Origin of the sequence: Bacillus sp. FSL K6-3176, assembly GCF_038003325.1 — a bacterium.
Taxonomy (GTDB): Bacteria; Bacillota; Bacilli; order Bacillales; family Bacillaceae; genus Bacillus; species Bacillus altitudinis.
In genome coordinates this window covers 1,456,483-1,482,788 of the sequence record NZ_JBBOOX010000001.1, presented here as the reverse complement: position 1 = coordinate 1,482,788, position 26,306 = coordinate 1,456,483, and the positions used below count along the sequence as shown (strand labels likewise).

The window sequence follows — 26,306 nt, the reverse complement described above, 5'->3', positions numbered from 1 at the left end:
ATGTTAATCGACCTTCTTAACATCTTTCGATATGCTTAAGCCCGCTTTTTTAGCGGCTTCAATGATTCTCTCTGGTTCACTTAGTAAGTCTTTTTCCTTTTGCAGTTCAGTGATCTTTTTCGATTCTAAAGACACTTGCTGTTCTAGCTTCTGCACTTCGATATTTGCGTGATAAACAGCAAAGGCTTTCGAAATGATGAGGATCGAGCTGCACATGAGAGCCATGACAAACATGACAAGTAAGATTTTTTCACCAAGTGTAATAGAACCTCTTCTTCTAATCACAACCGATTGACCTTGCTGCTCGGTTTGATGTTGCTTTACTTCTCTTTGGTAAGCCAAATTACTCATAAGAAACCTCCTTTTTATCATCATCTATGGTGTCGTTTACTTTTTTTCTGCAATTCGGAGCTTCGCTGAACGGGCACGGTTGTTATGTTCCAGCTCTTGTTCTGATGCAACGATTGGTTTTCTCGTGATCAGCTTCAGTTTTGGTTCAAGTCCTTCTGGAATCACTGGTAGTCCGTGCGGAAGTTCTGGAAGAGAAGACATTTCTTTAAATGTACTTTTACAGATCCGATCTTCAAGTGAATGGAATGTAATGACAGAAATTCTCCCCTTCGGATTGAGTAACTCTATTGCTTGTTCTAGTGCTTCTTCAAATACTTTCAATTCGTCATTTACGGCAATTCGGATCGCTTGAAATACTCTTTTCGCTGGATGTCCGCCTTTTCGTCTTGCAGGTGCGGGAATTCCTTCTTTAATAATGTCGACAAGCTCACCTGTTGTTTCAATTGGCGCTTTTTTTCTGGCTTCTTCAATTTTGCGTGCGATTTGCTTGCTGAATTTTTCTTCCCCATATTTGTAGAAAATCCGAACTAGATCTTCAAATGGCCATTCATTCACCACTTGTTTTGCTGACAAAGCAGCGGTTTGATCCATTCGCATGTCAAGAGGTGCATCATGGTGATAACTAAAGCCTCTCTCTGGTGTGTCAAGCTGAGGTGATGAAACCCCAAGATCAAAAATCACACCGTCTACGCTTGTAATTCCTTGTTCATTCAGACGTTCTTTTAAATATCGGAAGTTGCTTTTTATGAAAAGAATGTTCGCTTTAACATGTGCGAGCTTCTCTCGTGCATGATCCAGTGCAGCATCGTCTTGATCAAACCCAATCAATGCACCTTTTTCTGATAATTGAGATAGTAAATATGAGCTATGACCTGCGCCGCCTAGCGTGCAGTCCACATATGTACCGTCTTCTTTGACGTTTAAACCGTCAACTGTTTCTTTTAATAATACTGTCTCATGTTGAAACATGATGATATGGTCCCACCTTTTTCAAATAGAAATGAATGTGTAGAAAGCTTGCTGCACAAGGGATTATTATATATCAAATCCAATCATGTTTTCAGCAATTTCAGCAAAAGAATCTTCTTGCTCTTCTGTATATTGTTCCCAGATCGACTTACTCCACAACTCAATTCGATTTGAAACGCCGATGACCACACATTCTTTTTCGAGTTTTGCATATTGGAGTAGGTTGGATGCGATGTTAATGCGCCCCTGCTTGTCCAGATCACATTCAACTGCGCCGGAGAAGAAGAACCGGGTAAACGCACGTGCATCTTTTTTCGTTAGCGGCAGTGCTTTGAGTTTCTCTTCAATTAGTTTCCACTCACTCATAGGGTAGCCAAATAAACATTGATCAAGCCCTCTCGTCAGCACAAACTGTTCTCCGAGACCGTCTCTAAATTTAGCAGGGATGATCATGCGCCCTTTTGTATCAATCGTATGTTGGTATTCACCCATGAACATGATATCAGAGCCCCACTTTCTCACCCATACTCTCCACTATCCACCACTTCTCTCCACAAAACTTATTTTACACTGTTTCTACATAAAAAAAAACCCTGAACTAGTCAGGGTTCATTAAAACTTTATTTCAAAGTTTGACAATTTGTTGCTTGTTTTGAAATGAAAATGGCAGATTTTTGAACGTTTTGAAGAATTCTGGACCATATTTGTTTAAAAAGTACATGATATTCCAAATTCTTTCTTGTGGTGCTTCGAGTGGTTTTAAACTATTTTCAATCCTTTCAAAATCTCGAAGGATGTATCCTTCCTTCTCTTCCACACGCTTTGCAACCTTTTGATAAACAAATTGAAGCTGGTCTTCTATAAATTTGGCATTTTTATCTAATAGCTGTTCAAAGCTTGGTTCGATCTCTAGCGCTTCTTGTCTCATTGCCTCGTGAACATTCGCTAATTCACGTTTGGCATGTTGAACTGATTGAACGAAGCTGTCTGGAAGACTTTGCTGAAAGTGCGCATCCTTCTTTTCTTTCACGCCTTTTGTCAGCACCTCTTCAACCGACAATTCTCTTATCGGCAGCTTCTTATCAATATGCCTTTCAAGAATGGTGACGTGCAGTCTTGGAAGAACGGGTGCCATTTTGACATCGAAGTACTCGAAGATGCCTTTCAGCTCACCCCAATAGTTCACTTCACCGTGTCCAGCCATAAAAGCAAGCGTTGGAAGAAGGGCTTCCTGCATCAATGGACGTGTCACCACATTATTGCTAAACCGCTCTGGGTGCTCCTCGACTTCCTGCAAAAGCTCATCTTTTGTCCAAGTAAGCCCCACTTCAGATATAGAAAATTGGCCATTCTCTTGTTCAATGAGGAAACGTTCATCATCATATTCGTAAAACAAGTTGGCTTGATGGTCACCAGCTTCAATAATCGGCTGATACCCCGCTTGTTTCATGGCAGCCTGCGTGTTATTTAAGCGAGCCACGATCGCATCACTCGACTCCACAATTTGCTTGAATAACGTACGTTCAAGTGGCTTCACGCCGAGGTCTCCTGAATTCAATAACAGGAGTCCATCTTCTTCAAATAGATCGCAAACAATCCACTCAAAGAAATCAGTAAACGTTTCTGATTTGCGTAAACATCGAAGAAGCTGATCAAACAAGTCATTGGTGTAAGCAGATTCCTCATAGGTTGAAAATACATCACGAAGCCATCTCTCTGTTTTCTCTTGGTGGAGAGGTGTTCTTTTCGCAGCTGTTTTTTTCACATGATGTAATGGAAGCTTTTGTTTGACTGGGCCTTTTTCGCCAGACGTGTACACAAAGTTAATTTCGTCTACGTCGTGATCTTCACCCGCTACCCAAAAGACCGGAATAACAGGAACGCCAAGCGCTGATTCTTTTTCTTTGGCAAACTGAATAATGGAAATGATTTTATGTATGGTATAAAGCGGACCTGCCAGTAAGCCTGCCTGCTGTCCTCCAACCACCATGACGCTCCGTTCATCACGGATCTTCTCAATATTCTCACGCATCGCAGCCGAATCAAATTTCGCATGATATGCGCTCATATAATCCGCTAAAGCCTCGCGCGGGAAGCTCCTTTCCATGAGATCGTCGTATCTCTTTTTCCATGTGTGCTCAGAATGTATATCATAATCAAAAAAAGCAGTCATCTCTTTTTTTTCTTCTATATAATCACGTATGAATAAATTCTGACTTCGGATGGAAAGTTCAGTCAATTGCATGTTTAGAACTTCCTTTCTTCAATAAATAGTTAGTTTCCCGAAAAAAGTATAGCATGTAAATGAGCTCACTCAAAAGATTTTGTTTGCTTTTTTTCCAATACTTCCAAGCTTCTATTCAAGAAAGTGAGGAATGGCGGCGTCATCCCTTGACCTTGAGCTTTTTTTAAAAGGTAGCCAATGATTGCTTTTCTTTCAGTTTGGCGGCCTTTGACGATATCTTGCAGCATCGACGATTGATTGGCAGCCGTTTGATGACAAATTGATTTCACATGAGCCCATAGACGATCTTTCTCAAGCAACCCTAGAATGGAAACCGCTTCTTCAAATGCACATGTCATCATATGTTCATATGACGGGTTCGATACCAATTCCCCATTATTCACATGTAATAAAGCCGTCAACGGATTAATACACACATTGACGAGCAGTTTTTCCTCCAGTACTTTCTTCCATTCATCTGTATAAACCATTTGAAAATCGCCCGTTGACAGTTCACTACTCATAGGTCCTTTTTCCTCATGCAGAAATGCTCCCCACTTGATGACACCAATTCCTGTATGATTTACTGCGCGATCAGACACCTTCATTGCGCCATGCTCTACTACACCAATATATAACTGATGTGCCGCTTTCCAGTTCTTTAAATCGAATAAGTGGGCCATTCCGTTCTGCAAAAATAAGATCCGCTGACGAGGCAGTCCCGATAATTCCCCTAGAACATCTTGCAGATGATGATACTTCACTGTCACAATCAGCAAATCAAATATTCCTTTGACCCCCGTATCGGCCCCAACAGCTGATTGAATGGTTTCCCCTCTTACCATTCGGTCAATGCCTAATGCTCGAATTTCTTCTGCCTGCTGTTTCCTTCTTGTAAAGACGGTGATGTCATGATGTTCTGATAAATAACTGGCACAAAGCAGACCAATCGCACCACCGCCAATGATTCCAATTTTCAATTGCCGCACTTCCCTTTTTCTGTTTACTTCATGTTATCAACTATTTTACCAGTTTCGTGCTACGATGCAAAAAGCAGATAACGCGCTATGATTGAATTTTTTTAATTAAAAAACTATAATAATAAGTGTAAAAACTTTTTTAGGCGGATGGGATGAAAACGCCTTCAATGACATCACTGTCGACATTATGTGTGTAAGGGGGAAGATCACATGACACAAGTAAAACGTCTTCTGATTAACTACAAAACATTAGAGGAATTTAAACAATTTAAGGAATATGGCATACAAGAACTTTCCATGCTTGAAGACCTAGAAAGTAATATGATTGAAAATGACAGCAACTCTCCATTTTATGGGATTTACTTTGGAGATAAGCTTGTGGCACGTATGAGCCTCTATCAAGTAGATGGCTCGACGACGACGTATTTTGACCATAATCATGATTATCTAGAGCTGTGGAAGCTAGAAGTGTTGCCAGGATATCAGCGTAAAGGTTACGGCGAAGCACTTGTTGATTTCGCAAAATCTTTTGGCCTTCCAATTCGAACGAATCCACGCGTCAAATCTGCCGGTTTTTGGGATAAAATGGGCTTTGAAGCGGTGAAATATGATATGGAACGCGATAAAGGAGAAAACCCACTCATTTGGGAGCCTGCACATATTCAAAAGAACACAGGTGAGTCCGCTTAATCATTTTAATCATTAAGAAAACGCCCCTCTTTCCATCTGTGAGGGGCGTTTTCTTATTTTGCGTAATCTTTTAAGCTGATATTCTGTTTGACTCTTTCAACAATACCAATAAGTGCCCGGTAATCTTCTTCTGTCATTTTTAATTGACGTTTCAGCTGTTCATTTTCTTCGGTGAGTGATTTTAATTGATGCTGTGCATCTTTAAGCTCCTCCCGTAAATAAGCTGGACCAGATGGTTCTTTCTCAAGCTGCTCTAGAAACCGAATTACTTCTCGAAGCGTCAGTTCAGTCTGATCAGAAGATGCCTTCTCCTCTATGGTGAACGCATGCTGCGGTAAACCCGAAGAATGGATACCAATTTTTTTACGCAGTTCTTTTCGCTGTTTTTTGGCAAGCTCAATGCCCGCCTGGTACTGCTTTCTGACGTAAGAATTCCACCTGAATCCACATGCTGCTGCTGTTCTTGACAATGCTTTTCCAACCTCTTCAAATGCTGAAAGCTGGGTACCGCCATCTCGGATATGCCTTAAGACAACTTCTGCTAAAAGTAAATCTTCATCTTGTGTCCATGCGTCCTGCCGTGTAATCGTCAACTCATCATCCCCCCTGAATCTGAATACCACATCATATGCGCTTACTAGAGTAGATAGACTATTTGCAGGAGAGAAACCTAAAAAATAGATCAATAAAAAAACGCAAGGGAAGATTCCCTCACGTTTTTTTATCAAGCATTAGTTGCTTTTTACGTCTTTGCCTTTGTATGTTCCGCAAGATTTGCAGACACGATGAGAAATTTTCATTTCACCGCATTCTGGGCAAGCTACCATACCAGGTACTTGTAGTTTGAAATGCGTACGACGCAATCTTTTTTTCATTTTAGAAGTTCTTCTAAAAGGTACAGCCATTATTCCCACCTCCTTAAAGAGTTAAGATTCATTATTTTCTTCTAAGAGCTTCTTCAAGCCTTCCAGACGAGGATCAATTCGGTTTTGATGTGCATCTTCCGAAATGACCGCCCAGTCATTCCCTTCCTGTGGTGCAGCACCTTTTACGTCAGCTTGGTCGCAAAAGATTTGCATGGGCACTTCAAGAAGAATTTCTTCCTTGACTATAGGCGTTAAGTCGATGATATCGTCTTCTACAACAGATACGTCTTCATCTTCTATATCGTCTGTCTTATGAAGTACAAATAGTTCTTTTGTTGAAATCGCAAATGGATAATTTACATCAACAAGCGTTCTTGAACAAGGCAATGTCATTTCACCTGTGATGGTTAAATCAAATGCGACTTGCTTTGATTCGATCACTCCAGTCCCTTTCACCTCTACTGGTGAAATACGACGTATATCTGAATGAAGGCTAGTAAGTTCATTTAAGTCAACCGTCTCATGAAAATCGAAGCTGTTTTTAGCTTTTTGATGTAACTGATAAACTGTCCATTTCAATTGTATCACCTCTAAGAGCAACAAACATGATTATAGCTTTCATCATGCTATTTGTCAATATTTTTTCTTTACAGTCCTTCATGATGTCAAAGGGCTGTTTGACATCAGTTCTCGGAATGCCTACACTGAAAAAAATGGTCTTCATTTTTCCCTTATGCTACTGTAGCACAGACCATTTAACCATAGCAAGAAAGGCGGAACATCTATTGAAAGCAGTGGGAGTCGTTGTCGAGTACAATCCATTTCATTATGGGCATGCCTATCATGTGAATCAGGCGAAAAAACAAACCTCCTCAGATGTTGCCATTGCCGTTATGAGCGGTTCTTTCCTCCAGCGCGGGGAGCCTGCCATCGTCTCAAAATGGGCACGTACAAAAATGGCACTGCAAAACGGTGTAGACATTGTGTGTGAGCTTCCATACATATATGCCGTACAAAAGGCAGAAACCTTCGCCAATGGCGCTGTGTCCATCCTCGATGCATTAAAATGCCATTCTCTTTTTTTCGGCAGTGAGGATGGAGAAATCAACGCATTTGAGCGCACAGCACACGCTTGGCATGAAAAAAAGGCAGAGATTGATCTTTTAACAAAAGAAAAGGTGAAAGAAGGTCTTAGTTATCCCGCAGCAGCAGCAAGTGCGTTTCAAGAGGCCATTCATTCTGAACACTTACTGGATTTGTCCAAACCAAATAACATTTTAGGCTTTCATTATGTTAAAGCCATCTTAGAGAGAGCTCCTCACATGCAGCCTTTTACGTCTCAAAGAATTGCATCTGATTATCATGATGAAGAACTGCCTGACAACCAAAAAATCGCAAGCGCCACAAGTATCCGAAAAGCATTAAAAGAACAGAGCTCATTTCAAGAAGTCACGCCCTACCTCCCAGACGCTACTTTAAAGCAATTACACGACTATCATTCTTCATATGATCTTTTACATACGCAAGAAGCCTATTTTCGCTTTCTGAAACATGTTTTTCATACAATGGATACGAGTGAACTAGAGGGCATCTATGAAATTGAAGAAGGCATTGAACACCGCATGCAAAAAGCCATGACACATGCGTCTTCCTACGAAGAGTATCTATCACTTGTCAAAACAAAACGATATACGTGGACAAGGTTACAGCGGATGAATACGCATCTATTAATGAACGTGAAGAAAAAGACGATGCACGCGCTGCTTGAAGAGAAAAAAGCGCCCTATATTCGTTTACTTGGAATGACAAGGAAAGGACAACAGTACTTGTCTCTTGTAAAAAAAGAGTTGGATGTACCACTTGTGAGTAAACTGTCTTCCTTTTCACATCCCGCCCTTGATCTTGATATTCGCGCTTCAAGGGTGTTCAGCCTTCCCATCTGTGAACCCATGCAAACAGAGTTAACAAAAGCAGAGTTTAAAACATCACCGATTCGATATGATGAAGAGAGCGGACTCTTTTCATCTCGATAAAAAAAAGCAGCCTGATTTGCAGGCTGCTCTTTTTTATGATGCTTTCTCTTTTAATTTGTTTAAATAGTTTAGTGCGTCCTGCATGGTATCCACAGGAACGATTTTCATATCACTTTTAATATCTTTTGCTGTTTTGACTGCATTTTTGTAGTCAGAGTTTGGGTCACCTTTATCATTCGGTGCAAAGAAGATGTCTTTCCCTGCTTTGTCTGCTGCAACAACCTTTTGATCAATTCCACCAATCGGTCCGACTGTACCATCTGCATCAATCGTTCCAGTTCCTGCGATCGCATAGCCGTGTGTTTCATCTTCTTTTGTCAGCTGATTGTAAATTTCAAGTGACATCATTAAACCAGCTGATGGACCGCCGATGTTTTCAATATCCACTTTCACAGAAGGAGACACTTTCACATGACGGTCTGTAAATAATGATACGCCAATTCCCACTCGTTTTGGCTCTTCTTTAAATGGTTTTAACGTCACGTTCTGCGTGATTTCTTTGCCATTACGTTCAAGTACAAAACGGACAGCAGTGCCTGCTTTTTTACTGCTAATATACGAAACCATTTTATCTGCTGACTCATATGTATGGCCGTCGACGCTTTTGATCTTATCGCCCACTTCAATCTTCCCATATGCAGGCATTCCTTTCATCACATAGCTCGCATATACCCCATTAAACGTATAATCTACTTTTTTCCCTGCTTTTGTATAAGCGGCAATCATCGCATTTTCTTGAGAACTTTTCATGAGCTGCAGCTGCCGTTTCATATAATCCTCATCAGACTCTCCGTCCGCTTTAATATTTTCTTCTGGAACGATTTCGTCATACTTGTTCATTTTTGCAAGCAAATACGTATATGGATTGGCTGGACCTACTTTAATGGTCATAAGAGAAAAGCTCCCCTTCTCGCCATATCCTCCGTCTACTTGAATGTGTGGCGCAATTTCTGTTGCATCACCTGGCTTTGTGACGTAATAGGGCAGTTTCACAAAAGTTAAGCCAAATAAGACTAGAACAACAGCAAAAAAGCTGAGCCAGCGAATATTTAATTTTTTCATTCGATTAACACTCCCATTTATCAATGACATCTTTCAGTTTTCCTTTTAGTTGGTCGGCGGCGAGTTCACCTGCTTCAATCATTTCTTGAACCTGTGTAAACGCACTAGAGCTAAAGGTCTCGAGCTTCGGCCGAATCATGAGATCTGCATGAATGGTTTGGTGACGAACCAATTCATTTTGAAGGATGTCCAAACTTTGCATAATGACATCCGATAATCTCGTTGCCTTTTCTGTTTTTTTCACCCTTGATACATCAGAGGCGATAATGAGATCTGCTCCCATTTCTTTGAGAACAGAGACTGGAATGCGGTCCACTACCGCTCCATCCACCAATTGCCTGCCGCCTATTTCATGCGGAACAAACACACCCGGAATGCTAATGCTTGCCCTGACTGCTTGTGAGACAGACCCTTCTTTGAACACAACCTTCTCCCCTGTCTGAAGGTCACAGGCGACAATCGCAAGAGGCACGCGCATTTCTTCAATATTCTTCCCATATGTAAACGTGTGAATCAGCTGCAAAATTCGATTTCCTTTTAACAGACCGATTTTTGGCAGTGTATAGTCAGCATAATACTTTCTTCTGAAGACAAGTGCAAGTTTTTTCATTTTTTCTACGTCTTGTCCTGCTGCATAAAAGCTCCCCACAAGAGCACCAATACTGCTTCCTGCGATCATATCCACCTGAATTCCTTGTTTCTCAAGACTAGATAAAACCCCGATATGCGCCATCCCTCTGGCACCCCCGGAGCCCAGCGCAAGCCCGATAATCGGTCGTTTCATGAATCCACCCTCCTCTTTCTATGCATATATACGAATCTATAGGTCTAAACATGCCCCTTCTCATCGTATAGTAATAGAAGACAGGCTCGGCTAGCATCTCTTTTTCTTTAATCACGAGCTCGCCAATAGATTATAACGGCAAGGGGCGACATCTCCATGAAAAAATGGAACACTCTGTTCATCGCTGCTTTTTTTATCTTTTTAACAGCCACTGTGATTACACATCCACAAGCCTCTTTGCAAGCATCGAAAAATGGACTTGCAATGTGGTGGGAAGTGGTTTTTCCATCGCTGCTACCTTTTTTTATTTTGTCCGAGCTATTAATCAGTTTCGGGATTGTCAGATTTGTCGGCGTATTATTAGAGCCATTTATGCGGCCTATCTTTCGGGTGCCTGGTGTCGGCGGATTTGTACTAGCGATGGGAATGGCCTCTGGTTTTCCTTCTGGCGCTAAATTGACGACAAGACTTCGGCAGGAAGGACAGCTGACAAGAATTGAAGCAGAACGCCTTGTGTCATTTACCAATTCTTCAAACCCTTTGTTCATTTTTGGAGCAGTGGCTGTAGGATTTTTTCATCACCCAGCTTTAGGCATTGTGTTAGCCTGTGCACATTATTTAGGAAATCTCGCGGTTGGGGTGACGATGCGCGGATATAAAGCACGTCATGATGCGCACCTCAGAAGCCGAAAAGGATTTTTATTGCCTCCAATTCGAGAAGCATTCAGCGCTCTTCATACGGCAAGACTCGCAGAAAAAAGACCACTTGGCCAAATATTAAGTGACGCTGTCATGTCATCTGTTCAAACGCTCTTTATGATTGGCGGCTTTATCATTTTATTTTCTGTCTTTAGTAAAATGCTCGCTGTCGTTCATGTAACAGATCTTCTCTCTATCGGGATCGGCTCTATACTGAAAACGATGCACCTTCCGCCGGAATTAGATCTAGCCATGATTGCGGGTCTATTTGAAATCACATTAGGAAGTCAGCTCACAGGATCACAAGAGGTTTCCCTGCTCGCTAAAACAATTGTGGTCAGCTTTATTTTAGGATTTAGCGGATTCTCCGTTCAAGCTCAGGTAGCCGGCATTTTGGCAGCAACCGATATACGCTTTAAACCGTTTTTCTTCGCCCGTTTGCTTCACGGTATTTACGCAGCCGTCTTTGCCTTTCTGTTATTCAAACCCCTTTATGTCTCTAAAGCAGAAATGGCGCTTCCAGCAGGGGCATTTGAAGCAAGCGAGCAAGTCGTGATGTTTAGCAGCGTTTTATGGAATCAGCTTGTATCTGCTGGTCCTCTCATCACCTTGTTCAGTCTGATCGTGTATATTGCGCTCTATTATCAGAAATTAAAAAATGGATGAGTGCACAATGCACTCATCCATTAAATTTTTCTTTCAGCGCAGCTTCGACCTCTTGCGGTACAAGCTCTTTGACTGATCCATGATACTTCGCTACTTCTTTAACAATGCTTGAACTTAAGAAGGAGTATTGATTATTTGTCATCATAAAGAACGTTTCAATGTCATCATTCAACACTTTGTTCATTGATGTCCCTTGCATCTCGTATTCAAAGTCCGTCACCGCTCTAAGTCCGCGCAAAATGACTTTCGCCTCTTTTTGTTTCGCATAATCAACGAGCAGTCCATGAAAGGATTCCACTTTGATATTTGGTAGCTCCTTTGTTGCTTGACGAATGAGTTCACATCGCTCTTCAACAGTAAAAAGCGGCTTTTTTGACGAGTTATTAAGGACGCACACATATACTTCATCAAAAATCTTTGCCCCTCTTTTGATAATATCCAAATGGCCCAATGTGACTGGATCGAAGCTACCCGGACAAACGGCTATATTCCCCATGCTTTAATTTCCCCGCTTTCTATAGATCGTAATGCCAGTCATTCCGTACATTTCCTGCCTTGAGATATGTAGCTGTCCTGCTTCCTCTGGCAGTGTCACATCTTTATCGTGCTCACACACAATGACGCCATCATCTGCTAATAAGGAATGCTCATCAATCGTATCAAGAAGTGCTTTCAACTTTTGATCTTTATACGGCGGATCAAGGAAGATGGCTTGAAAAGATTCTTCTCGCTTCACTACAGCAGCGAGTGCACGGTTTGCATCATTTCGAAACACTTCACTTTGATCCATCAGCGACAATTGATTCAAGTTGCCTTTAATCGTCTGAATCGCCTTCATATCTCGATCCACAAATATACAATGATCGAACCCTCTAGAAAGCGCTTCAATACCTAAACCACCACTTCCAGCAAATAAATCAAGGGCCCATCCCCCATCAAAATACGGTCCAATCATATTAAAAATGGATTCTTTTACTTTATCTGTTGTTGGTCTTGTTGATTGGCCGGGTACGGCTTTCAGCGTGCGGCCTTTTTTTGTTCCAGAAATCACTCTCATTTTTCCACCACTTTTTCTGCTTGCATCTATTGAATATTGTTTGATGACAAAAAATTCAACATTATCTTACCATATCCACTCCACATGGGACAATGCACTGAATTCCATTCATTTTCTATGTATAGATCACAAAAGAGAGGGTCATACTACTGTTAACAGCATCTGATGTGGTGCTGTTGCCAACCGCGGAGAAGACTTACGTTTCCCCATAAGTTCTTCCTCCGGTTTCTCCTCTCCCTTTGCCTTCTCCTTAATGAATCATTAAGAATAGAAGGACCCCGCGGGTGATGCCGCGGGGGTTTTTTTGTGTCTTTAAAAGCCCACCTTATAGTCATACTCTTTTGCTTTGTCCAATTTCGATTCGTACTCTAATTTAATAAAAGGTTTATAGGAAGGCTCAACACGTTTCACAAATGGCAATGAACTGAGCTTTGCCATGTGGCGCTCAAGATCATTCATATCACAATAAATCACTGCATATTTCATTTTCCTTGAAATATAGTGAACATTCCCAAATTTCCTTAGCGCTTTTGACTGCTTTAACGAATGCAGCCAAACGACCATCCCTTGACGTTTGGTATCCATCTTTTCACCTGCCGCTTTTCAATTCTTTCCGTTCATTATGTAAAAGACGAGACGTTCAAGTCTCGTCAAGATACTTTACAGCCACAGCTGCCTCCTGATCCACAGCCACCGCCGCATGATGATAGACCATCAAAATATGGGTTCCCTGTTGGAACTTTAATATATGCTGATACAGCTTGACCGATTTCAATACTAATCTCATCTAAGATGGATTGAATCGCTGTTTCTGCTTTTTTGAAATCAACCACTGTATCGTGAAGATCTAGCTTTCTTTTGACCTCACGCATTTCTTTTGAGATCGTTCTATAGTCCGGATGGTATTTGCCGAACCGCTGCACATCTTCATATTGCTCTTTTACTTTTGTAAAATGGGCAATAATTTGTTGGGCTTCTTCGTCTTGCTGGAGACGCTTAAAGCAGTTGCGGTAATGTTCAGCCTCCTCCGACTGAAGAATCATGGCAGCCAATTGATTTGCTTCCTCTTGGAGCTCCACAGATTCGATTGTCGCATACATAAATGTTGCACCTCCAATTCATAGTTTACCACGAAACCTATGGATCAGAAAATGCTTTTACGTGACAAATACATCCCATGTCTCTCTTTTCTGCTTATATTCAGGGTGACGAGAATTTAACACAACGGTCATTTTATGCTTTCCTTTTGAAAGGTGCTTGACCACAAACGCCGCAGTATACTCATTGCCTGCCCGTTTCCCGTCTACATACACAGTAAAATACCCCGCCTTCTTATCCTTTTTCAAGGGTGAAGGTTCAAGGTGAAAATCTTGAAGTGTACTTTCTATATACACAACAGATCCCTGCACTTTGTATTTTAAAAAGCCTTGCTGCTTCATTTCACTTTGCGTCTGCTGCATGACTGGTATTGCTGGTTCTTGCCTAGTTACTTGCTCTTGATCATGTTGACTTTGACATCCGGTGAGAAGAAAAAGCAATGCGCATATTGACAGCATCCATTTCATGTTCTGATTCTCCTTTCGTCTACTTTCATAGGATGCTCATGAAATAGACATCTTAATCAACTCAAAAAAAGCCTCACCCGGCTCCATTTTGATTGCGCATTGCTTGGAACATCTGGATCATCATTTCAGCCATTTGGACACTATTGCTCAACTGGCTTACACGATGAGGAATGGTTTTTTCGTAAAAGTTCATTTTATCTAATTCAAACGAAGTGACATTTTCAGGATGCCGCGTTAACTGTCTATACCAGAGTGGGCGCTGCCTGATGAATTTGATTCGATCCTCTTCGGCCATGACAAACTCTTGTACTTCTCTCCGCACCAAAAGCATCCCCTTTCAATTAATCTTTCCTGAAGGAGAATGGGTGCTGGCTGCCTCCAGATGAACCCTTCTTTGAGCCATTTGATGAAAATTGACCGAGTAAGCTTTGTAAAGAGGAAATAGACTGGCTCATTTTATTAATTTGTTCATTCATTTGATCAGCGTCCATTTTTTTCACTGCAGAAACCATTTTAGACATAAAATCTGCTTTTCCCGGTTCACTTTGCTTAGTGGCTTTTTCTTCTTTTGCTTCTTCCGTTTGTGTTTGCCGGTAAGGAGACCACATGTCATCTTCCTCACCAAACATGACCCAATTCTCGTATAAACTTTGCCAGCTTTTTTCTTGCGTCTGCACTTCTTGAATTAATTTCGGATGGCGTCTGACGAACTGTTTAAATTCATCAATGGATGTTTGCTTTTGCTTATTTGTCATATCCTCACCCCCCATACAAATGCCTACTATACTATATACATCTGGATCTATTTTGGTGAGCCCTTTTCATAAAAAAACAGCCGCTATCTGTGCGCAGCTGTTTAGAGGATTAAGACGTTTTCTTAATGAAGTTTTGTGTATAGTACTTTTCTTTCACACCAACGCCAAGGTGCGTGTAATCTTGATTTAACAATGCCTTCCGGTGACCTTCGCTATTCAGCCAGCCTTCTACAGCTGCAGGGCCATCAACATAATTATATGCAATGTTTTCCCCCGCAAGCTGAAATGCGACCTCGCCTCTTTCTAACCGGTCTTTCAGCGTGCCGTATTTTTTAGATTCATGGGAGAAATAATGATGATCTTTCATGTCCTCACTATGCATGAATGCCACTTCAGAGGTTTCATCGTCCCACTTTAAGGTCGGCAGTTTGTACTTATGGCGGATAATATTGGTCATATCAAAAATTTGTTTTTGACTGGACGCTTCAATATCCTTCCACTTTTCGCCTGATATCGCCTCAGGTTCAATTAATTGACCTCGATAAACGACTTCATACGGCTTTTGTTTGACAAATGTATCTGCGTTAAAGGCTCGAATGCTCGAAAGAGTGCTTTCAAACTTATCCATGTAGAGCTGGACATACACATCATCTCCCACTTTCACCGTCGGCCTGGTATTCATATCATCTTCTGAGAATTCAAAGCGATATGAATTTCCCTCGTCCTCTACATGAATGTAAGGAGCGATTTGTGTTTTTTTAAATACTTCACTTGTGGCTTGACCGATTTTAAACGGCTCAACATTCAGCCCATCCCCTGTTGCAAACAAGGTCACCACTTTACTGTCCTTTACCCCTACTTGAATATAGTGTTTCTTCGATTGATTGTATATCCACCAGTCATAATCATATGCGGAAGGATCAATGCGATCTGGTTCCCCTAGCTGTTTAAGCACTTCGTTTGAAGACTTCCCCATAAAGGACATGAGACCTTTTTTCGGAATGTTGATCGGCTTATCGCTAGATGTTTCTTCATTAGACACCTTCGGCTCATTGCTGTTTTCTTTTTCTGGTGAAGATCCATATTGAATAAACAGAACGTACGTTCCAGATATAATCAGGAGGATGAAGAGTGTTTTCAGCACAGTTTTCAAATAAACACCTCCGTTAAATTGGCAAGGTACAAAAAGTACCTTCTATTGTCATTTAAACAAAACTTGCTCCATTTATCAACGACAATACAGCCTATTTAACACGAATTTAAAATATGCCCCTCCTAATGAAGAAATCCTTGGCCATGATCCTGGTCTTGTTGAGAGATTTCCGTCAGAGCATCACCTGCACGATCGTTTGATAAATCTTCAACTGATAAATCCCCAAGGGCTACGATTCCAGTTAGTGCCCCGTTTTTGACAACCGGGATACGACGGAGCTGATGTTCTGACATCAACCGGACAATTTCTTCTAGGGTTGCATCTTCTTCAGCTGTCAAAACTTCCTTCGTCATGATGGCACCAACCTCTTGTGAGTTCGGCTTTTTCTCAGCAATACCTCTAAGTACAAGGTCGCGGTCTGTGACAATACCAACAAGCTGATCTCCGTCGACTACTGGAATGGCACCAATGTCAGCATCTTTCATTTTGACTGCCGCTTCATACGCATTGTCGTCCTTTTGCAACGTCACTACTTTTTTCGTCATGATATCTTTGATTTTTTTCGTTTTCACGTTGATTCCTCCATCCGTTATTTTCTTTATTACTGTAACCAGCTTATAAAAGAACATACCTTTCACAGTTGAAAGTTTAACGCTTTCATACTATGATTGTCAGTAAAGGGAATTTTTATAAGGAGGGGTTTTGGGTGAAGTTTGAAGGTACGGGGATTGAAAAGGTATCAGCTGACTTAAATAAATTGGATTTCATTATGGAAAGTGAAGGATTTGTACGAGCCGATCAATGGGATTATGAGCGTGTGACGTACGACAGGAAGTATAACATGGTAGAGGGGACGTTTTACTTACGGATCTCTGGCTACGCCACTGAGGGAGATGTTGGCTCCAAAAAAGCCCACATCCAGCTGCTGACACCTTTACTTGGAAAACACTATTATCCACATGGTGTTGAATATGGAGAAGGCGAAGACTTCCCTAAATCTCTTATTCAATCAAGCAAAAAAACGCTGAACCAATTAAAAGAAAAACTAGAAGCGATAACTGCTGAAGCATAAAAGAAGCACAGCCCCTACGGCTGTGCTTTCAGCGTGTAGACAAACCCTCGCATTCGTTGTCAGTCCTGTGCGCTGGTGCTCACGAATGCCAAATTCGCTCCGCTCCAGTGCTCGTCCTTCCTAGACTGCAAAGGTTTTCTATCACGCTGAAAAGAAGACAAAGGGCTAAAATAAAGTTCATTTTAGCCCTTTGCCAACAATCTGGAAGCACAGCCCCTGCGGCTGTGTTTTTCATTTATTCATATTTCGGAATGAGCGCATCTGGTACGGCATCTTTCGCTCTTTCTTTTCTTGCCCAGTCAAAGAAGACAACAGCAAGAATAGATCCGTATACAATCTCTTGAATGATTTTCATCAAAATAGCACCTAGTTGCTGATCTTCTAGCAGCGGCAATGTATGAAACATGTCAGGTCCCGTAAGCGCAAGACCAGCAAGCATATCACTCGGTACGCATAGGTGCAGTGCTTGTATCCATGCGCCGGCATCTGAATAAGTGGCATAGATAGGCGCTTCACTAAACATAATGAGTGCGCAGGCAGGTGTCATTAAAATCCCATCTGCCATAATATATCCAAGCTTTAAAATGCCCGTAATCTGCGGCTGACTTTGCACTTTATGGACAAGCGGCCACCACATGAAAAAGGCAGCGATAAAAATGACAACCGTCATCAATGCGTGATAAAACGGATCTGTTTTAACAAAATCGAACACAAGCGGAATATGATACAGCGAAAACAACCCGTTAAATCCGAGCAAGGCAATCAACGGCTTAGAAAACAAGCGGAAAATCGGCTGAATACCCCGTGTTTGAATGATCCGCTCCCAAATCGCCGCAGGTAAACCTGTAATAAGAAGCGGCGGGATGACCAAATAGAGCACTGCCATTTGCGCCATATGCGCACTGAACATAATATGCCCCATTAAATCAATCGGGCTTCCCTTCACTGCGTAAAGCAACACAAGCCCCGTGAGAAATAGCGTTTTCTCTTTCACCGTCGCACGGTGCTTGCCCTTCGTCACGAGAAGCAGATAAAAAGCGGCTGCTACTACAATACATGTCAAATAGTAAGGACTCCATAATGCACGAAATCCAAATATCTCTAAGTTTTCCATTGCTGCGCCTCCTTCAAGGGCAAAGCGAGCTTACCACCAAATAATGGTCAAAAAGGCTAAAACGGTAATAAACGCGACAAACACACCTGAGTAAAGAAACAACGCGGGTGTTTCATGCCCTTTTTGGTTCATGTGCATAAAATAATAAAGCTGAAAAGCCACCTGAATCACTGCAAGCAGTAAAATAAAAGGGACAGCGAACCAATTTCCGACGTCTTCAGAGGCGATTGTTAAAAAGGCAACAAACGTTAAACCAATCATCAAGCCGAAAGAAATGAGCTGATGCTTCATTTCTTCGGCATTTTTCTTTTTCCGATAGACAAGATCGACTTTGGACTGATTTGTGTTTTTATTTCCCATTCTTATCCCACCATTCCCATTAAATATACAACGGTAAAGATGAAGACCCACACAACATCAATGAAGTGCCAATAAAGGCTTGCCACATAATATTTTGGTGCATTGTATAAATCGAGTCCGCGTCTCATATTCCGAATCATCAGAGCGGTGATCCAGCAAAGTCCAAATGCGACGTGAGCCCCGTGTGTTCCAACAAGCGTATAGAAGGAAGAGCCAAGTGCAGAGCTCGTAATGGTAAATTCATACGCATGCACATAATGATAAAATTCATAAATTTCTACCCCTAAAAATCCAGCACCTAAAAGAACGGTTACACCTAACCAAAGCTGCATTTTTTTAAAGGCAAAGTTTTTCATATGATACATAGCATACACACTCGTTAAACTGCTCGTTAACAGAAGCATTGTGGCAATAAAGACAAGTGTGAGGTCAAACATTTCAGTTGTTGTTGCGCCGCCTGCATTTGAATTTTTCAGCGCCAAATAAGTGGCAAACAAAGATGCAAACAGGACCGTTTCTCCCCCAAGAAACAACCAGAACCCGACGAACTTATTCTTTCCTTCTAACGTGGCTTTCTCAGGAGAAGCCGGAAAGGTTTCCGCTGTCATTTTTTGTGGTTCCATTATGCTTTCACCCCTTTGTCATCGTCATCCGTCAAATCTTCTTTGTGAATATGGTATCCATGATCATCTTTAAGAGAGCGAACGAGCATGGTCGCAAACGTGATCCCAAGACCAATGAAGATCACCGGTAGACCCCAGCTGTGTTCTTGACGATACATAAAACCAAACGCTGACACAAATAGACCGAATGAGATAATGATAGGCAAGATGGAATTATTCGGCATGTGAATATCATCGAGCGGTTCAGATGCTGTCATTCCTTTTTTACCATCCATTTTCTCAATCCATAATGGATCAAGTCCCCGTACAAGAGGCAGCTGCTTAAAGTTATATTCTGGCGGAGGTGAAGATACTGCCCATTCAAGCGTTCTTCCATCTCCCCAAGGATCGCCCGATACACGCTCTCCTTTTGCTGTCGTCCAGATAATATTAATCAGCATGATCACAACTGCTACAAACATGAACAGTGCCCCAATCGTACTGACCAAGTTCCCAAGGTCTAGACCCTGACCTGGCAAGAATGTAAAGACTCGGCGCGGCATGCCCCAAAGACCGAGAAAATGCTGGATAAAGAACGTTAAATGGAAACCGACGAAAAACAGCACAAAGCCAATTTTCCCAAGCTTCTCATTCAGTATTTTCCCAAACATCTTCGGCCACCAATAATGCACACCAGCTAAAATACCGAAGACCACACCACCGATAATGACATAGTGGAAATGCGCCACAACGAAGTACGTGTCATGGAACTGATAATCCGCTGCTGCTGCTGCAAGCATGACGCCGGTTACACCGCCAAGTAAGAATGACGGAATGAACGCAACTGAATATAGCATCGGCGTTGTAAACTTCACATTACCGCCCCATATGGTGAGCAACCAGTTAAATACTTTAATTCCAGTTGGCACCGCAATCGCCATTGTGGCTACGGCAAAGATCGCATTGGCAATTGGACCAAGTCCTGTTGTGAACATGTGATGCGCCCACACCATGAATCCAAGGAAACCAATTAATACAGTCGCAAACACCATGGACGAATAACCAAACAATCTTTTTCTTGCAAACACCGGAATGATCTCAGAGAAAATCCCAAATGCCGGCAAAATCAAGATATACACTTCTGGGTGTCCAAAAATCCAGAACAAATGCTCCCAGATGATTGTATTTCCGCCGAGCTCTGGATTAAAAAAGCTCGTATCAAACATTCGATCAAGCATCAGCATCGCAAGCCCTGCTGTCAGCGGCGGGAATGCGAATAAAATTAGTGCGGATGCCACAAACGTCGTCCAGGTAAAGAGCGGCATTCTCATATACGTCATACCTGGCGCTCTCATATTAATAATTGTTGCAAGAAAGTTGATTCCGGCAATTAGCGTACCAATACCCGCTATCTGCAACCCTAAAATATAGAAATCCATGCCGTGCCCTTCTGAATTCAGCGTGAGCGACGCATAGGCAGTCCAGCCTGCATCAGGTGCTCCGCCCATAAACCATCCAAGGTTTAAGAAAATTCCTCCGAAAAAGAACAACCAAAAACCAAGTGAATTCACAAATGGAAACGCTACGTCACGTGCACCAATTTGAATGGGTACAACCGCGTTCATTAATGCAAATAAAAGCGGCATTGCTGCAAGGAAAATCATCGTTGTTCCATGCATCGTCATGACTTCATTGTAAAACCCTGCACTCACAAAATCATTTTCAGGGATGGCTAGCTGAATACGGATAATCATCGCTTCCAGGCCACCAATTAAAAAGAAAAATCCCCCTGCCACTAAATATAGTATGGCAATTTTTTTGTGGTCAACCGTCGTTAAGTAATCCCATAAGACAGCGCCAAACCCCCGCTTTTTAGCTATTGTACTCACCATGAAATCCCCCTCTTATCTCCCATTTGCTCCTTTTCATATCAATGTCTATCTTCACGTTCTAAAAACAGACTATATCTGACAGATGACTTATTCTTGGATGTAGAGACTTATTCGGGAGCTCTTAACAAAAACTTCACATAGATCGTATACCCTTTTGAATGTGCGCAACTTCAAGCTGCTCAAGGCATTTACTGTATTTTAAGACCTTTTAAATACTCGTAGAGTGCATCTGCTTCTGAATCATTTAGTTTAGGGTACGTCCCTGTCATCTTATTACCTGGTTTAAAGCTCTCTGGATCTTTCAGCCATGCTTTGACATTTTCTTTGTTCATGTCTTTAATTCCAGCTACTTTTGTCCGCTCTCCGAAGGTTGCAAGGTTTGGTGCAGTCCTTGCCGCCTCTGGCCGTTCATCTCCAGGCTCTACCGCGTGACAGCTTAAACAGTTTTTCTCTTTAAAGAGTTTTTCACCCTCAAGGGCTAGATCTGACGTAGATGCAGGCTTCTTATAATCTGCCATCTTTTTCGTCCAGCCTAAAAACTCATCTTGAGAAAGCGTTTTAACTTTAAAGTCCATTAAAGCATGTGATGGACCGCAAAGCTCCGCACATTTCCCATAGAAATATTCTCCAGCATCTTTCGTTCGTTTTGAGTCAAATGTTAAATAGAACTTGTTCTCGTTGTCTGTATTTGTATCAATTTTACCCCCAGCTGATGGAATCCAGAATGAGTGTTTCACATCAGATGCTTTCAGCTTAAAATAAACCTTTTGATCAGTTGGAACAATCAATTCCTGACTTGTCACAATCCCATAATCAGGGTATTCAAATTCCCACCAATATAAGCTGGCTCTTACATTCACAACAAGTGTTTTTTCAGGATCTCGTTTTTTCTTATCCATAGCGCTTGTATCCCCTAGCTCAAGCGTGTATGCCACAACAGGTACAACGAGAATAATGAGTAGAAGTATCGGAATCGCTGTCCACGTAATTTCGAGGTTACGGTTCCCTTCTACCTGTTTAGGAATCGTATCTTCTCCCACTTTAGAACGTTTGAATTTAATGATGACGTAAAAGAAAATGATCGATACAACAATAACGACAAGAACCATAATAAGTGTACTCAGTACCGTTAGGAAAAACTGTTTATCTGCTACTTCCCCAACTGGCTTGAGTGTTGATAAGTATGGTTCACCGCAGCCCGCCAAAACGAGCGTCAGTAAAAGAAACAGTGAATAAACACGCCATTTTCTTATCATAATTTGTCCCAACCCCTTTTGCTTGATCTCCTTTGCCTTTCGCTTTTTACCTCTTATTTATAAAATCACCTTTCACCCATCCATAACCCCCGCCTCTTATAAAAGCACTTACATTTCCTCTTTTCATAAAAAAATGATGTTTTTACTCAAAATACCATCTATGTATAAACAGAAAGCCGCCTAAATAGAACTGAATATCAGGCGACTTTCATAGTTGTAAGAAAATGTTGTGTTATAAGATATAGCCATTGTTTTGATGTGATCAAAGTGTATTTCACTCTAGAATAGTGTAATAATAATCATCGCAACGAAAAAGATTGTTAAGTAGTTTAATGAATAAACGAACATGAGTGTTGACCACTTCATGATATCTTTCATTTTAAAGCCCATAAGACCAATGACGAGCCATCCAATGTTCAGCAATGTGCCAAGTGCGACAATCGGCCATCCTAATCCACCTAAGAAAAATGGAAGCGGAAGAAGACATGCTGTCCAAATGATGATTTGGCGTTTTGTGACTTCAAAGCCGTAAACAACTGGCAGCATTGGAATACCTGCTTTGCGGTAATCTTCCGTTTTCTTAATCGCAAGTGATAAGAAATGTGGAATTTGCCAGATGAACATAATCATAAACAGGACCCAAGCCGTTGTGTCGATGGTACCTGTAACAGCTGTCCAGCCAATTAATGGCGGAACCGCACCAGATACACTCCCAATGACTGTATTAATGGTGTAATGGCGTTTAGACCACATCGTGTATAGAACTGCATAAGTAAAGACACCGATAAATCCAATCACTGCTGATGTAACAGTTGTCATCAGAAGCATAATCAGTCCAAGTACAACAAGCAGAATACCAAATGCATACGCTTGACCTGGCTGAACTTTACCTGTCACCGTCGGTCTTGTTTTTGTTCTTTCCATTAGTATATCAATATCACGGTCAAACGCATTATTAATGGCGCATGAACCGGCAATAATAAGAGAAGAACCAATCATTGTTAACAGCACAATATCAAGATTCCCAAGGAAACTCATACCTGTAAAATAAAAAGCAAGCCACATTCCAGTAAATGTTGTAATGAAATTGGAATTGACGATGCCCATTTTAATAAGAGCAAGAAAATCTTTTAAAGCGGTTGTTTCTTCTATTTGTCCATGAATAGCTGCTTCCGCGGCTGTTTTGGAATTTGCCAATGTGTATAACCTCCCTTGCCCAAACCTTCAAACGAACGAATAAAACGTAAAATCGTTACAACTCTATCATACAAGATAAAGAGCTGTAAAAAAACATCCTATTAAATAATAAACGACAAACTTGAAGTTATTTGTGAACTTTTCGTGAATTTATTAGGATGTGCGTTTCAGAAGGCGGTGCAAAATGAAATATTCTCTCCTCTATTTCTATCAGACTGTCAAAGAAAGATCAAGCACTCTAAATCTGTAAACTTTGTGAACTAACATATCATTTTTTTGTGAACTTTGGTCATTATGAATTGCAACAGAACACGCATTTGGCTTAAACTTGAGAGCATGTGAGGTTTTCATTTAGATCAGAAGTTATTTAGAGAAGGTGAAATCATTTGATGAAATTTGCTTTAAGGTTATTGAGCGTTGTCACAACATTTGTGATGCTGATCGTTCTGATTGGCGGTGCGCTTGTGACGAAAACTGGCTCCGGTCTTGGCTGCGGCAGACAGTGGCCCCTTTGCCACGGTCGTTTCTTTCCAGAAATGAACCCTGCTTCCATTATCGAATGGAGCCACCGCATGTCAACAGGAGTTTCCACCATTCTTGTATTGGCACTGGCGGTCTTATGCTGGAAAAAAATCAGTCCAGTATTCCGTGAAACCAAATTTTTGGTCATCATGTCCATTATATTCTTACTGCTTCAAGCGCTGTTAGGGGCACTCGCCGTTGTGTTTGGTTCTAACGCACTTGTCATGGCACTGCACTTCGGTATTTCACTGATTTCTTTTGCTTCCATTTTACTGCTGGCACTGCTTGTGTTTGAAGCCACCAGATCTGAAACAAAGCTTGTGAAGCCGCTTCATATCGGCAAAAGAATGCAGTTCCATATTTATGGGTTGATCACATATACGTATATTGTGGTGTATACGGGCGCCTATGTGAGACATACAAAATCAAGTCTTGCATGCTCTGTCTTCCCATTTTGTTCAAAAGACGGCGCACTTCCAGCGTATTTTAATCAATGGGTTCAAATGTCTCACCGAGCAGCAGCCCTTCTTTTATTCGTTTGGATATTTGTTGCGATGTTCCATGCCCTTAAACATTATAAAGAACAAAAGCAGCTGTATTATGGATGGATCATTTCAGCCATTTTGATTACACTTCAAGCGATCTCTGGTGTGATGTCTGTTTATTCTCAGCTCGCACTCGGTTATGCGCTTGCTCATTCATTCTTTATTTCTTGTTTGTTTGGGGTACTATGCTACTTCTGCTTACTCATTGCCCGGTTTAAATATGAAAATAGAGAGCCTTTCAGATAAACATACAATCCCCCTTTCATCCGAAAAGGGGGATTTCTTTTATGTTTGTTTCGCTTCTTCAAATGTCGAAATGGCTCTTTTTCGTCTTTCTTGATGATCGACTGTAGGCAGAGGATATGTATCCCCCAGCACACACCCCGATTTCATCTGCTCATCTATCGGCATTTTACTCGGTTCATGAATCCATTTTTCATTCACATGCTTTAGTTCTGGTACATACCTTCTAATATATTCTCCACTTGGATCAAATCGTTTCGACTGGGTCGTTGGGTTAAAAATACGGAAGTAAGGAACCGCATCCGTTCCAACAGAGGCCGCCCACTGAAATCCCCCAATATTCGAAGCCTCATCATAGTCGACAAGTTTTCTCGCAAAATACGCTTCGCCCTTTCTCCAATCGATGAAATAATCTTTTGTCAGGAATGAAGCCGTCACCATTCTCAAACGGTTATGCATCCAGCCTTCTTCATTTAACTGTCTCATCCCAGCGTCAACGAGCGGGAAGCCTGTTTGTCCTTTACACCAAGCTTCAAAAAGTGTCTCATCATCATTCCATTTTATATGTTGAAAGGAGGCGTTGATTTCTTTTTCTTTCATCTCTGGATAATGCGCAAAGATCATATGATAAAAATCACGCCATGCCAGCTCTTTGATAAATGTTTCCTTGCCCTTATCTTCAAAAAGTTCTTCCTCATTGACAGCATGAAAGATCGTGCGAATAGAAATGGTCCCGGTTTTTAAGAACCGAGACAGCTTGCTCGTCCCAAAAACAGACGGAATATCTCGTTTCTCGTGATAACGCGTCAATCTTTCTTTAATAAAGCCGTCTAGCGTGCTTCTCGCTTTGTCTGACCCAATCTGATCGAATTTCCTTGTACATTTCTTGATGATGTCCCTTAGTTTCTCATCTCCCTTTTCAGAAAGTGACTCATCACAAATCGTATGCTTGCTGCTCAGAAATGATTTGTCAACTTTTATCACAGACTGCTTCTCCTGCTTCCGCCACGCTTGATAGTATGGAGTAAACACTTGATAATGAGACCCATCCGCTTTTAAAATATCTCTCGCCCCATGCAGATGCGTATCTTGCCACTTTGACACATGAATACCCTTTTCTTCTAAGAAACGGGTCACTTGCTCATCACGTGTTCGACCATTTCCTACTTCGTCCTCATTAAAAAAGACCGCATTGATGTCATAAGCATTCATGAGCTTTTGAAAAGCGGACAAAATATCATCATGAATGAGATGAACATACATGTGAGATTCTCTCGCTTCCTTGACGAAATTGGCCAAGTTTTGAAAGAAATGTTCGTTGTTCAAATCCAGTTCCATTTCTGTAAAAAACGGATCTAGATGATAAAAAGCAAATAATCGGTACTGATGTTTTTTTGCATATGTGATCGCTTTTGATAAGGCGATATGATCATCCAATCGCATATCTCGGCGAAACCAAATCACGACAATTTCCACTCTTTCTTCACCTCATTCTATAGTGTAATCACTCTAGCGGGCGGCTGCACATTTTAATGCGCTCAAAAAAAGACACATCACAGTGGATGTGTCTTGGATTGTTGACAAAGGGCTAAAACGCTCTTTATTTTAGCCCTTTGTCTTCTTTTCAGCGTGATAGAAAGCCCTTGAAG

Annotated in this window: 31 protein-coding genes; 5 read left to right on the top strand and 26 right to left on the bottom strand. The window is 41.5% G+C overall.

The window, feature by feature from the left end; genetic code table 11:
- Positions 1 to 3: 3 nt before the first annotated feature.
- The 5 genes from ftsL to MHB38_RS07705 all read right to left on the bottom strand — a co-directional run bounded on the left by ftsL (position 4) and on the right by MHB38_RS07705 (position 4,524).
- On the bottom strand, positions 4 to 351 hold the full coding sequence (gene ftsL, locus MHB38_RS07725; protein ID WP_008344998.1) for a cell division protein FtsL: 348 nt from the start codon (positions 349 to 351) through the stop codon (positions 4 to 6).
- A gap of 36 nt (positions 352 to 387) precedes the next feature.
- A complete protein-coding gene (gene rsmH / locus MHB38_RS07720) occupies positions 388 to 1,320 on the bottom strand; it encodes a 16S rRNA (cytosine(1402)-N(4))-methyltransferase RsmH (protein WP_341003022.1) in 933 nt (310 codons plus the stop codon).
- A gap of 66 nt (positions 1,321 to 1,386) precedes the next feature.
- The gene (gene mraZ / locus MHB38_RS07715) at positions 1,387 to 1,818 is read right to left on the bottom strand and encodes a division/cell wall cluster transcriptional repressor MraZ (protein ID WP_003211163.1); all 432 of its coding nucleotides are present in this window, start codon (positions 1,816 to 1,818) and stop codon (positions 1,387 to 1,389) included.
- A 127-nt stretch (positions 1,819 to 1,945) separates the two neighbouring features.
- On the bottom strand, positions 1,946 to 3,565 hold the full coding sequence (gene bshC, locus MHB38_RS07710; protein ID WP_048002855.1) for a bacillithiol biosynthesis cysteine-adding enzyme BshC: 1,620 nt from the start codon (positions 3,563 to 3,565) through the stop codon (positions 1,946 to 1,948).
- 65 nt (positions 3,566 to 3,630) lie between these two features.
- On the bottom strand, positions 3,631 to 4,524 hold the full coding sequence (locus MHB38_RS07705) for a 2-dehydropantoate 2-reductase (RefSeq protein ID WP_341003020.1): 894 nt from the start codon (positions 4,522 to 4,524) through the stop codon (positions 3,631 to 3,633).
- A gap of 210 nt (positions 4,525 to 4,734) precedes the next feature.
- Between MHB38_RS07705 and MHB38_RS07700 the strand changes: the two genes are divergently transcribed.
- Positions 4,735 to 5,214, top strand: a complete 480-nt coding sequence (locus tag MHB38_RS07700) for an N-acetyltransferase (protein ID WP_007499784.1) — start codon at positions 4,735 to 4,737, stop codon at positions 5,212 to 5,214.
- A gap of 53 nt (positions 5,215 to 5,267) precedes the next feature.
- On the opposite strand, the gene gerR is transcribed toward MHB38_RS07700, so the two are convergent.
- From gerR to MHB38_RS07685, 3 genes are all read right to left on the bottom strand, one after another.
- Positions 5,268 to 5,807 (bottom strand): sporulation-specific transcriptional regulator GerR, encoded by a 540-nt coding sequence (gene gerR / locus MHB38_RS07695; protein ID WP_017359370.1) that lies wholly within the window; start codon positions 5,805 to 5,807, stop codon positions 5,268 to 5,270.
- Positions 5,808 to 5,945: 138 nt separating this feature from the next.
- On the bottom strand, positions 5,946 to 6,119 hold the full coding sequence (gene rpmF, locus MHB38_RS07690) for a 50S ribosomal protein L32 (RefSeq protein ID WP_008354700.1): 174 nt from the start codon (positions 6,117 to 6,119) through the stop codon (positions 5,946 to 5,948).
- Between the two features lie 21 nt (positions 6,120 to 6,140).
- Positions 6,141 to 6,659, bottom strand: a complete 519-nt coding sequence (locus MHB38_RS07685; RefSeq protein ID WP_008345010.1) for a YceD family protein — start codon at positions 6,657 to 6,659, stop codon at positions 6,141 to 6,143.
- A gap of 206 nt (positions 6,660 to 6,865) precedes the next feature.
- Here MHB38_RS07685 and MHB38_RS07680 point away from each other — a divergent pair, with 206 nt between their 5' ends.
- Entirely contained in the window at positions 6,866 to 8,113 is a 1,248-nt protein-coding gene (locus tag MHB38_RS07680) for a nucleotidyltransferase (RefSeq protein WP_445661571.1), read from the top strand.
- A gap of 33 nt (positions 8,114 to 8,146) precedes the next feature.
- On the opposite strand, the gene MHB38_RS07675 is transcribed toward MHB38_RS07680, so the two are convergent.
- On the bottom strand, positions 8,147 to 9,175 hold the full coding sequence (locus tag MHB38_RS07675; RefSeq protein ID WP_041092195.1) for a SepM family pheromone-processing serine protease: 1,029 nt from the start codon (positions 9,173 to 9,175) through the stop codon (positions 8,147 to 8,149).
- 4 nt (positions 9,176 to 9,179) lie between these two features.
- Complete coding sequence (locus MHB38_RS07670) at positions 9,180 to 9,959, bottom strand: patatin-like phospholipase family protein (RefSeq protein WP_017367186.1); 780 nt, start codon at positions 9,957 to 9,959, stop codon at positions 9,180 to 9,182.
- Between the two features lie 156 nt (positions 9,960 to 10,115).
- On the opposite strand from MHB38_RS07670, the gene ylbJ reads away from it, so the two are divergent.
- On the top strand, positions 10,116 to 11,324 hold the full coding sequence (gene ylbJ, locus MHB38_RS07665) for a sporulation integral membrane protein YlbJ (protein WP_273544503.1): 1,209 nt from the start codon (positions 10,116 to 10,118) through the stop codon (positions 11,322 to 11,324).
- 13 nt (positions 11,325 to 11,337) lie between these two features.
- Here ylbJ and coaD read toward each other — a convergent pair whose 3' ends face one another.
- The 9 genes from coaD to MHB38_RS07620 all read right to left on the bottom strand — a co-directional run bounded on the left by coaD (position 11,338) and on the right by MHB38_RS07620 (position 16,399).
- Entirely contained in the window at positions 11,338 to 11,820 is a 483-nt protein-coding gene (gene coaD, locus MHB38_RS07660; RefSeq protein ID WP_007499803.1) for a pantetheine-phosphate adenylyltransferase, read from the bottom strand.
- 3 nt (positions 11,821 to 11,823) lie between these two features.
- Positions 11,824 to 12,381, bottom strand: coding sequence for a 16S rRNA (guanine(966)-N(2))-methyltransferase RsmD (rsmD, locus tag MHB38_RS07655; protein WP_007499805.1), 558 nt, complete (start codon positions 12,379 to 12,381; stop codon positions 11,824 to 11,826).
- Positions 12,382 to 12,693: 312 nt separating this feature from the next.
- Positions 12,694 to 12,966: a YlbG family protein gene (locus MHB38_RS07650; protein WP_008345023.1), complete on the bottom strand. Its 273-nt coding sequence runs from the start codon at positions 12,964 to 12,966 to the stop codon at positions 12,694 to 12,696.
- A 65-nt stretch (positions 12,967 to 13,031) separates the two neighbouring features.
- Complete coding sequence (locus tag MHB38_RS07645) at positions 13,032 to 13,481, bottom strand: YlbF family regulator (RefSeq protein ID WP_007499807.1); 450 nt, start codon at positions 13,479 to 13,481, stop codon at positions 13,032 to 13,034.
- A 57-nt stretch (positions 13,482 to 13,538) separates the two neighbouring features.
- A complete protein-coding gene (locus MHB38_RS07640) occupies positions 13,539 to 13,946 on the bottom strand; it encodes a hypothetical protein (protein ID WP_035392159.1) in 408 nt (135 codons plus the stop codon).
- A gap of 73 nt (positions 13,947 to 14,019) precedes the next feature.
- Positions 14,020 to 14,268 (bottom strand): YlbE-like family protein, encoded by a 249-nt coding sequence (locus tag MHB38_RS07635; RefSeq protein ID WP_017359376.1) that lies wholly within the window; start codon positions 14,266 to 14,268, stop codon positions 14,020 to 14,022.
- Positions 14,269 to 14,287: 19 nt separating this feature from the next.
- Positions 14,288 to 14,701, bottom strand: a complete 414-nt coding sequence (locus MHB38_RS07630; protein ID WP_046343473.1) for a YlbD family protein — start codon at positions 14,699 to 14,701, stop codon at positions 14,288 to 14,290.
- Positions 14,702 to 14,810: 109 nt separating this feature from the next.
- Positions 14,811 to 15,854 (bottom strand): CAP domain-containing protein, encoded by a 1,044-nt coding sequence (locus tag MHB38_RS07625; RefSeq protein WP_008345031.1) that lies wholly within the window; start codon positions 15,852 to 15,854, stop codon positions 14,811 to 14,813.
- Between the two features lie 122 nt (positions 15,855 to 15,976).
- The gene (locus tag MHB38_RS07620) at positions 15,977 to 16,399 is read right to left on the bottom strand and encodes a CBS domain-containing protein (RefSeq protein WP_034646433.1); all 423 of its coding nucleotides are present in this window, start codon (positions 16,397 to 16,399) and stop codon (positions 15,977 to 15,979) included.
- A 161-nt stretch (positions 16,400 to 16,560) separates the two neighbouring features.
- Between MHB38_RS07620 and MHB38_RS07615 the strand changes: the two genes are divergently transcribed.
- Positions 16,561 to 16,926: a YugN family protein gene (locus tag MHB38_RS07615; protein ID WP_008345035.1), complete on the top strand. Its 366-nt coding sequence runs from the start codon at positions 16,561 to 16,563 to the stop codon at positions 16,924 to 16,926.
- 235 nt (positions 16,927 to 17,161) lie between these two features.
- On the opposite strand, the gene ctaG is transcribed toward MHB38_RS07615, so the two are convergent.
- The 6 genes from ctaG to cyoE all read right to left on the bottom strand — a co-directional run bounded on the left by ctaG (position 17,162) and on the right by cyoE (position 23,347).
- Positions 17,162 to 18,040 carry a cytochrome c oxidase assembly factor CtaG gene (gene ctaG / locus MHB38_RS07610; RefSeq protein ID WP_008345036.1) on the bottom strand — a complete coding sequence of 293 codons (879 nt, stop codon included), beginning with the start codon at positions 18,038 to 18,040 and terminating at the stop codon, positions 17,162 to 17,164.
- Between the two features lie 30 nt (positions 18,041 to 18,070).
- Positions 18,071 to 18,400, bottom strand: coding sequence for a cytochrome c oxidase subunit IVB (gene ctaF, locus MHB38_RS07605; RefSeq protein ID WP_003211520.1), 330 nt, complete (start codon positions 18,398 to 18,400; stop codon positions 18,071 to 18,073).
- A gap of 2 nt (positions 18,401 to 18,402) precedes the next feature.
- Complete coding sequence (gene ctaE / locus MHB38_RS07600) at positions 18,403 to 19,023, bottom strand: cytochrome c oxidase subunit III (protein WP_007499822.1); 621 nt, start codon at positions 19,021 to 19,023, stop codon at positions 18,403 to 18,405.
- Positions 19,023 to 20,894, bottom strand: coding sequence for a cytochrome c oxidase subunit I (gene ctaD / locus MHB38_RS07595; protein WP_007499823.1), 1,872 nt, complete (start codon positions 20,892 to 20,894; stop codon positions 19,023 to 19,025). The genes ctaE and ctaD overlap by 1 nt, the downstream gene beginning before the upstream one ends.
- 188 nt (positions 20,895 to 21,082) lie before the next feature.
- Entirely contained in the window at positions 21,083 to 22,150 is a 1,068-nt protein-coding gene (gene coxB, locus MHB38_RS07590) for a cytochrome c oxidase subunit II (protein ID WP_024720297.1), read from the bottom strand.
- A gap of 279 nt (positions 22,151 to 22,429) precedes the next feature.
- The gene (cyoE, locus tag MHB38_RS07585) at positions 22,430 to 23,347 is read right to left on the bottom strand and encodes a heme o synthase (RefSeq protein ID WP_024720296.1); all 918 of its coding nucleotides are present in this window, start codon (positions 23,345 to 23,347) and stop codon (positions 22,430 to 22,432) included.
- A 389-nt stretch (positions 23,348 to 23,736) separates the two neighbouring features.
- Here cyoE and MHB38_RS07580 point away from each other — a divergent pair, with 389 nt between their 5' ends.
- Positions 23,737 to 24,660 (top strand): COX15/CtaA family protein, encoded by a 924-nt coding sequence (locus MHB38_RS07580; RefSeq protein ID WP_008345045.1) that lies wholly within the window; start codon positions 23,737 to 23,739, stop codon positions 24,658 to 24,660.
- 39 nt (positions 24,661 to 24,699) lie between these two features.
- On the opposite strand, the gene MHB38_RS07575 is transcribed toward MHB38_RS07580, so the two are convergent.
- Positions 24,700 to 26,133 (bottom strand): cryptochrome/photolyase family protein, encoded by a 1,434-nt coding sequence (locus MHB38_RS07575; RefSeq protein WP_341003012.1) that lies wholly within the window; start codon positions 26,131 to 26,133, stop codon positions 24,700 to 24,702.
- Between the last annotated feature and the right edge of the window lie 173 nt (positions 26,134 to 26,306).

Excerpts from the sequence above, each read along its gene's own strand:
- ftsL (WP_008344998.1), bottom strand. The coding sequence starts at position 351 with ATGAGTAATTTGGCTTACCAAAGAGAAGTAAAGCAACATCAAACCGAG.
- rsmH (WP_341003022.1), bottom strand. The coding sequence starts at position 1,320 with ATGTTTCAACATGAGACAGTATTATTAAAAGAAACAGTTGACGGTTTA.
- mraZ (WP_003211163.1), bottom strand. The coding sequence starts at position 1,818 with ATGTTCATGGGTGAATACCAACATACGATTGATACAAAAGGGCGCATG.
- bshC (WP_048002855.1), bottom strand. The coding sequence starts at position 3,565 with ATGCAATTGACTGAACTTTCCATCCGAAGTCAGAATTTATTCATACGT.
- MHB38_RS07700 (WP_007499784.1), top strand. The coding sequence starts at position 4,735 with ATGACACAAGTAAAACGTCTTCTGATTAACTACAAAACATTAGAGGAA.
- rpmF (WP_008354700.1), bottom strand. The coding sequence starts at position 6,119 with ATGGCTGTACCTTTTAGAAGAACTTCTAAAATGAAAAAAAGATTGCGT.
- MHB38_RS07675 (WP_041092195.1), bottom strand. The coding sequence starts at position 9,175 with ATGAAAAAATTAAATATTCGCTGGCTCAGCTTTTTTGCTGTTGTTCTA.
- MHB38_RS07670 (WP_017367186.1), bottom strand. The coding sequence starts at position 9,959 with ATGAAACGACCGATTATCGGGCTTGCGCTGGGCTCCGGGGGTGCCAGA.
- ylbJ (WP_273544503.1), top strand. The coding sequence starts at position 10,116 with ATGAAAAAATGGAACACTCTGTTCATCGCTGCTTTTTTTATCTTTTTA.
- coaD (WP_007499803.1), bottom strand. The coding sequence starts at position 11,820 with ATGGGGAATATAGCCGTTTGTCCGGGTAGCTTCGATCCAGTCACATTG.
- rsmD (WP_007499805.1), bottom strand. The coding sequence starts at position 12,381 with ATGAGAGTGATTTCTGGAACAAAAAAAGGCCGCACGCTGAAAGCCGTA.
- MHB38_RS07650 (WP_008345023.1), bottom strand. The coding sequence starts at position 12,966 with ATGGATACCAAACGTCAAGGGATGGTCGTTTGGCTGCATTCGTTAAAG.
- MHB38_RS07645 (WP_007499807.1), bottom strand. The coding sequence starts at position 13,481 with ATGTATGCGACAATCGAATCTGTGGAGCTCCAAGAGGAAGCAAATCAA.
- MHB38_RS07640 (WP_035392159.1), bottom strand. The coding sequence starts at position 13,946 with ATGAAATGGATGCTGTCAATATGCGCATTGCTTTTTCTTCTCACCGGA.
- MHB38_RS07630 (WP_046343473.1), bottom strand. The coding sequence starts at position 14,701 with ATGACAAATAAGCAAAAGCAAACATCCATTGATGAATTTAAACAGTTC.
- MHB38_RS07620 (WP_034646433.1), bottom strand. The coding sequence starts at position 16,399 with ATGACGAAAAAAGTAGTGACGTTGCAAAAGGACGACAATGCGTATGAA.
- ctaG (WP_008345036.1), bottom strand. The coding sequence starts at position 18,040 with ATGGAAAACTTAGAGATATTTGGATTTCGTGCATTATGGAGTCCTTAC.
- ctaF (WP_003211520.1), bottom strand. The coding sequence starts at position 18,400 with ATGGGAAATAAAAACACAAATCAGTCCAAAGTCGATCTTGTCTATCGG.
- ctaE (WP_007499822.1), bottom strand. The coding sequence starts at position 19,023 with ATGGAACCACAAAAAATGACAGCGGAAACCTTTCCGGCTTCTCCTGAG.
- ctaD (WP_007499823.1), bottom strand. The coding sequence starts at position 20,894 with ATGGTGAGTACAATAGCTAAAAAGCGGGGGTTTGGCGCTGTCTTATGG.
- coxB (WP_024720297.1), bottom strand. The coding sequence starts at position 22,150 with ATGATAAGAAAATGGCGTGTTTATTCACTGTTTCTTTTACTGACGCTC.
- MHB38_RS07580 (WP_008345045.1), top strand. The coding sequence starts at position 23,737 with ATGAAATTTGCTTTAAGGTTATTGAGCGTTGTCACAACATTTGTGATG.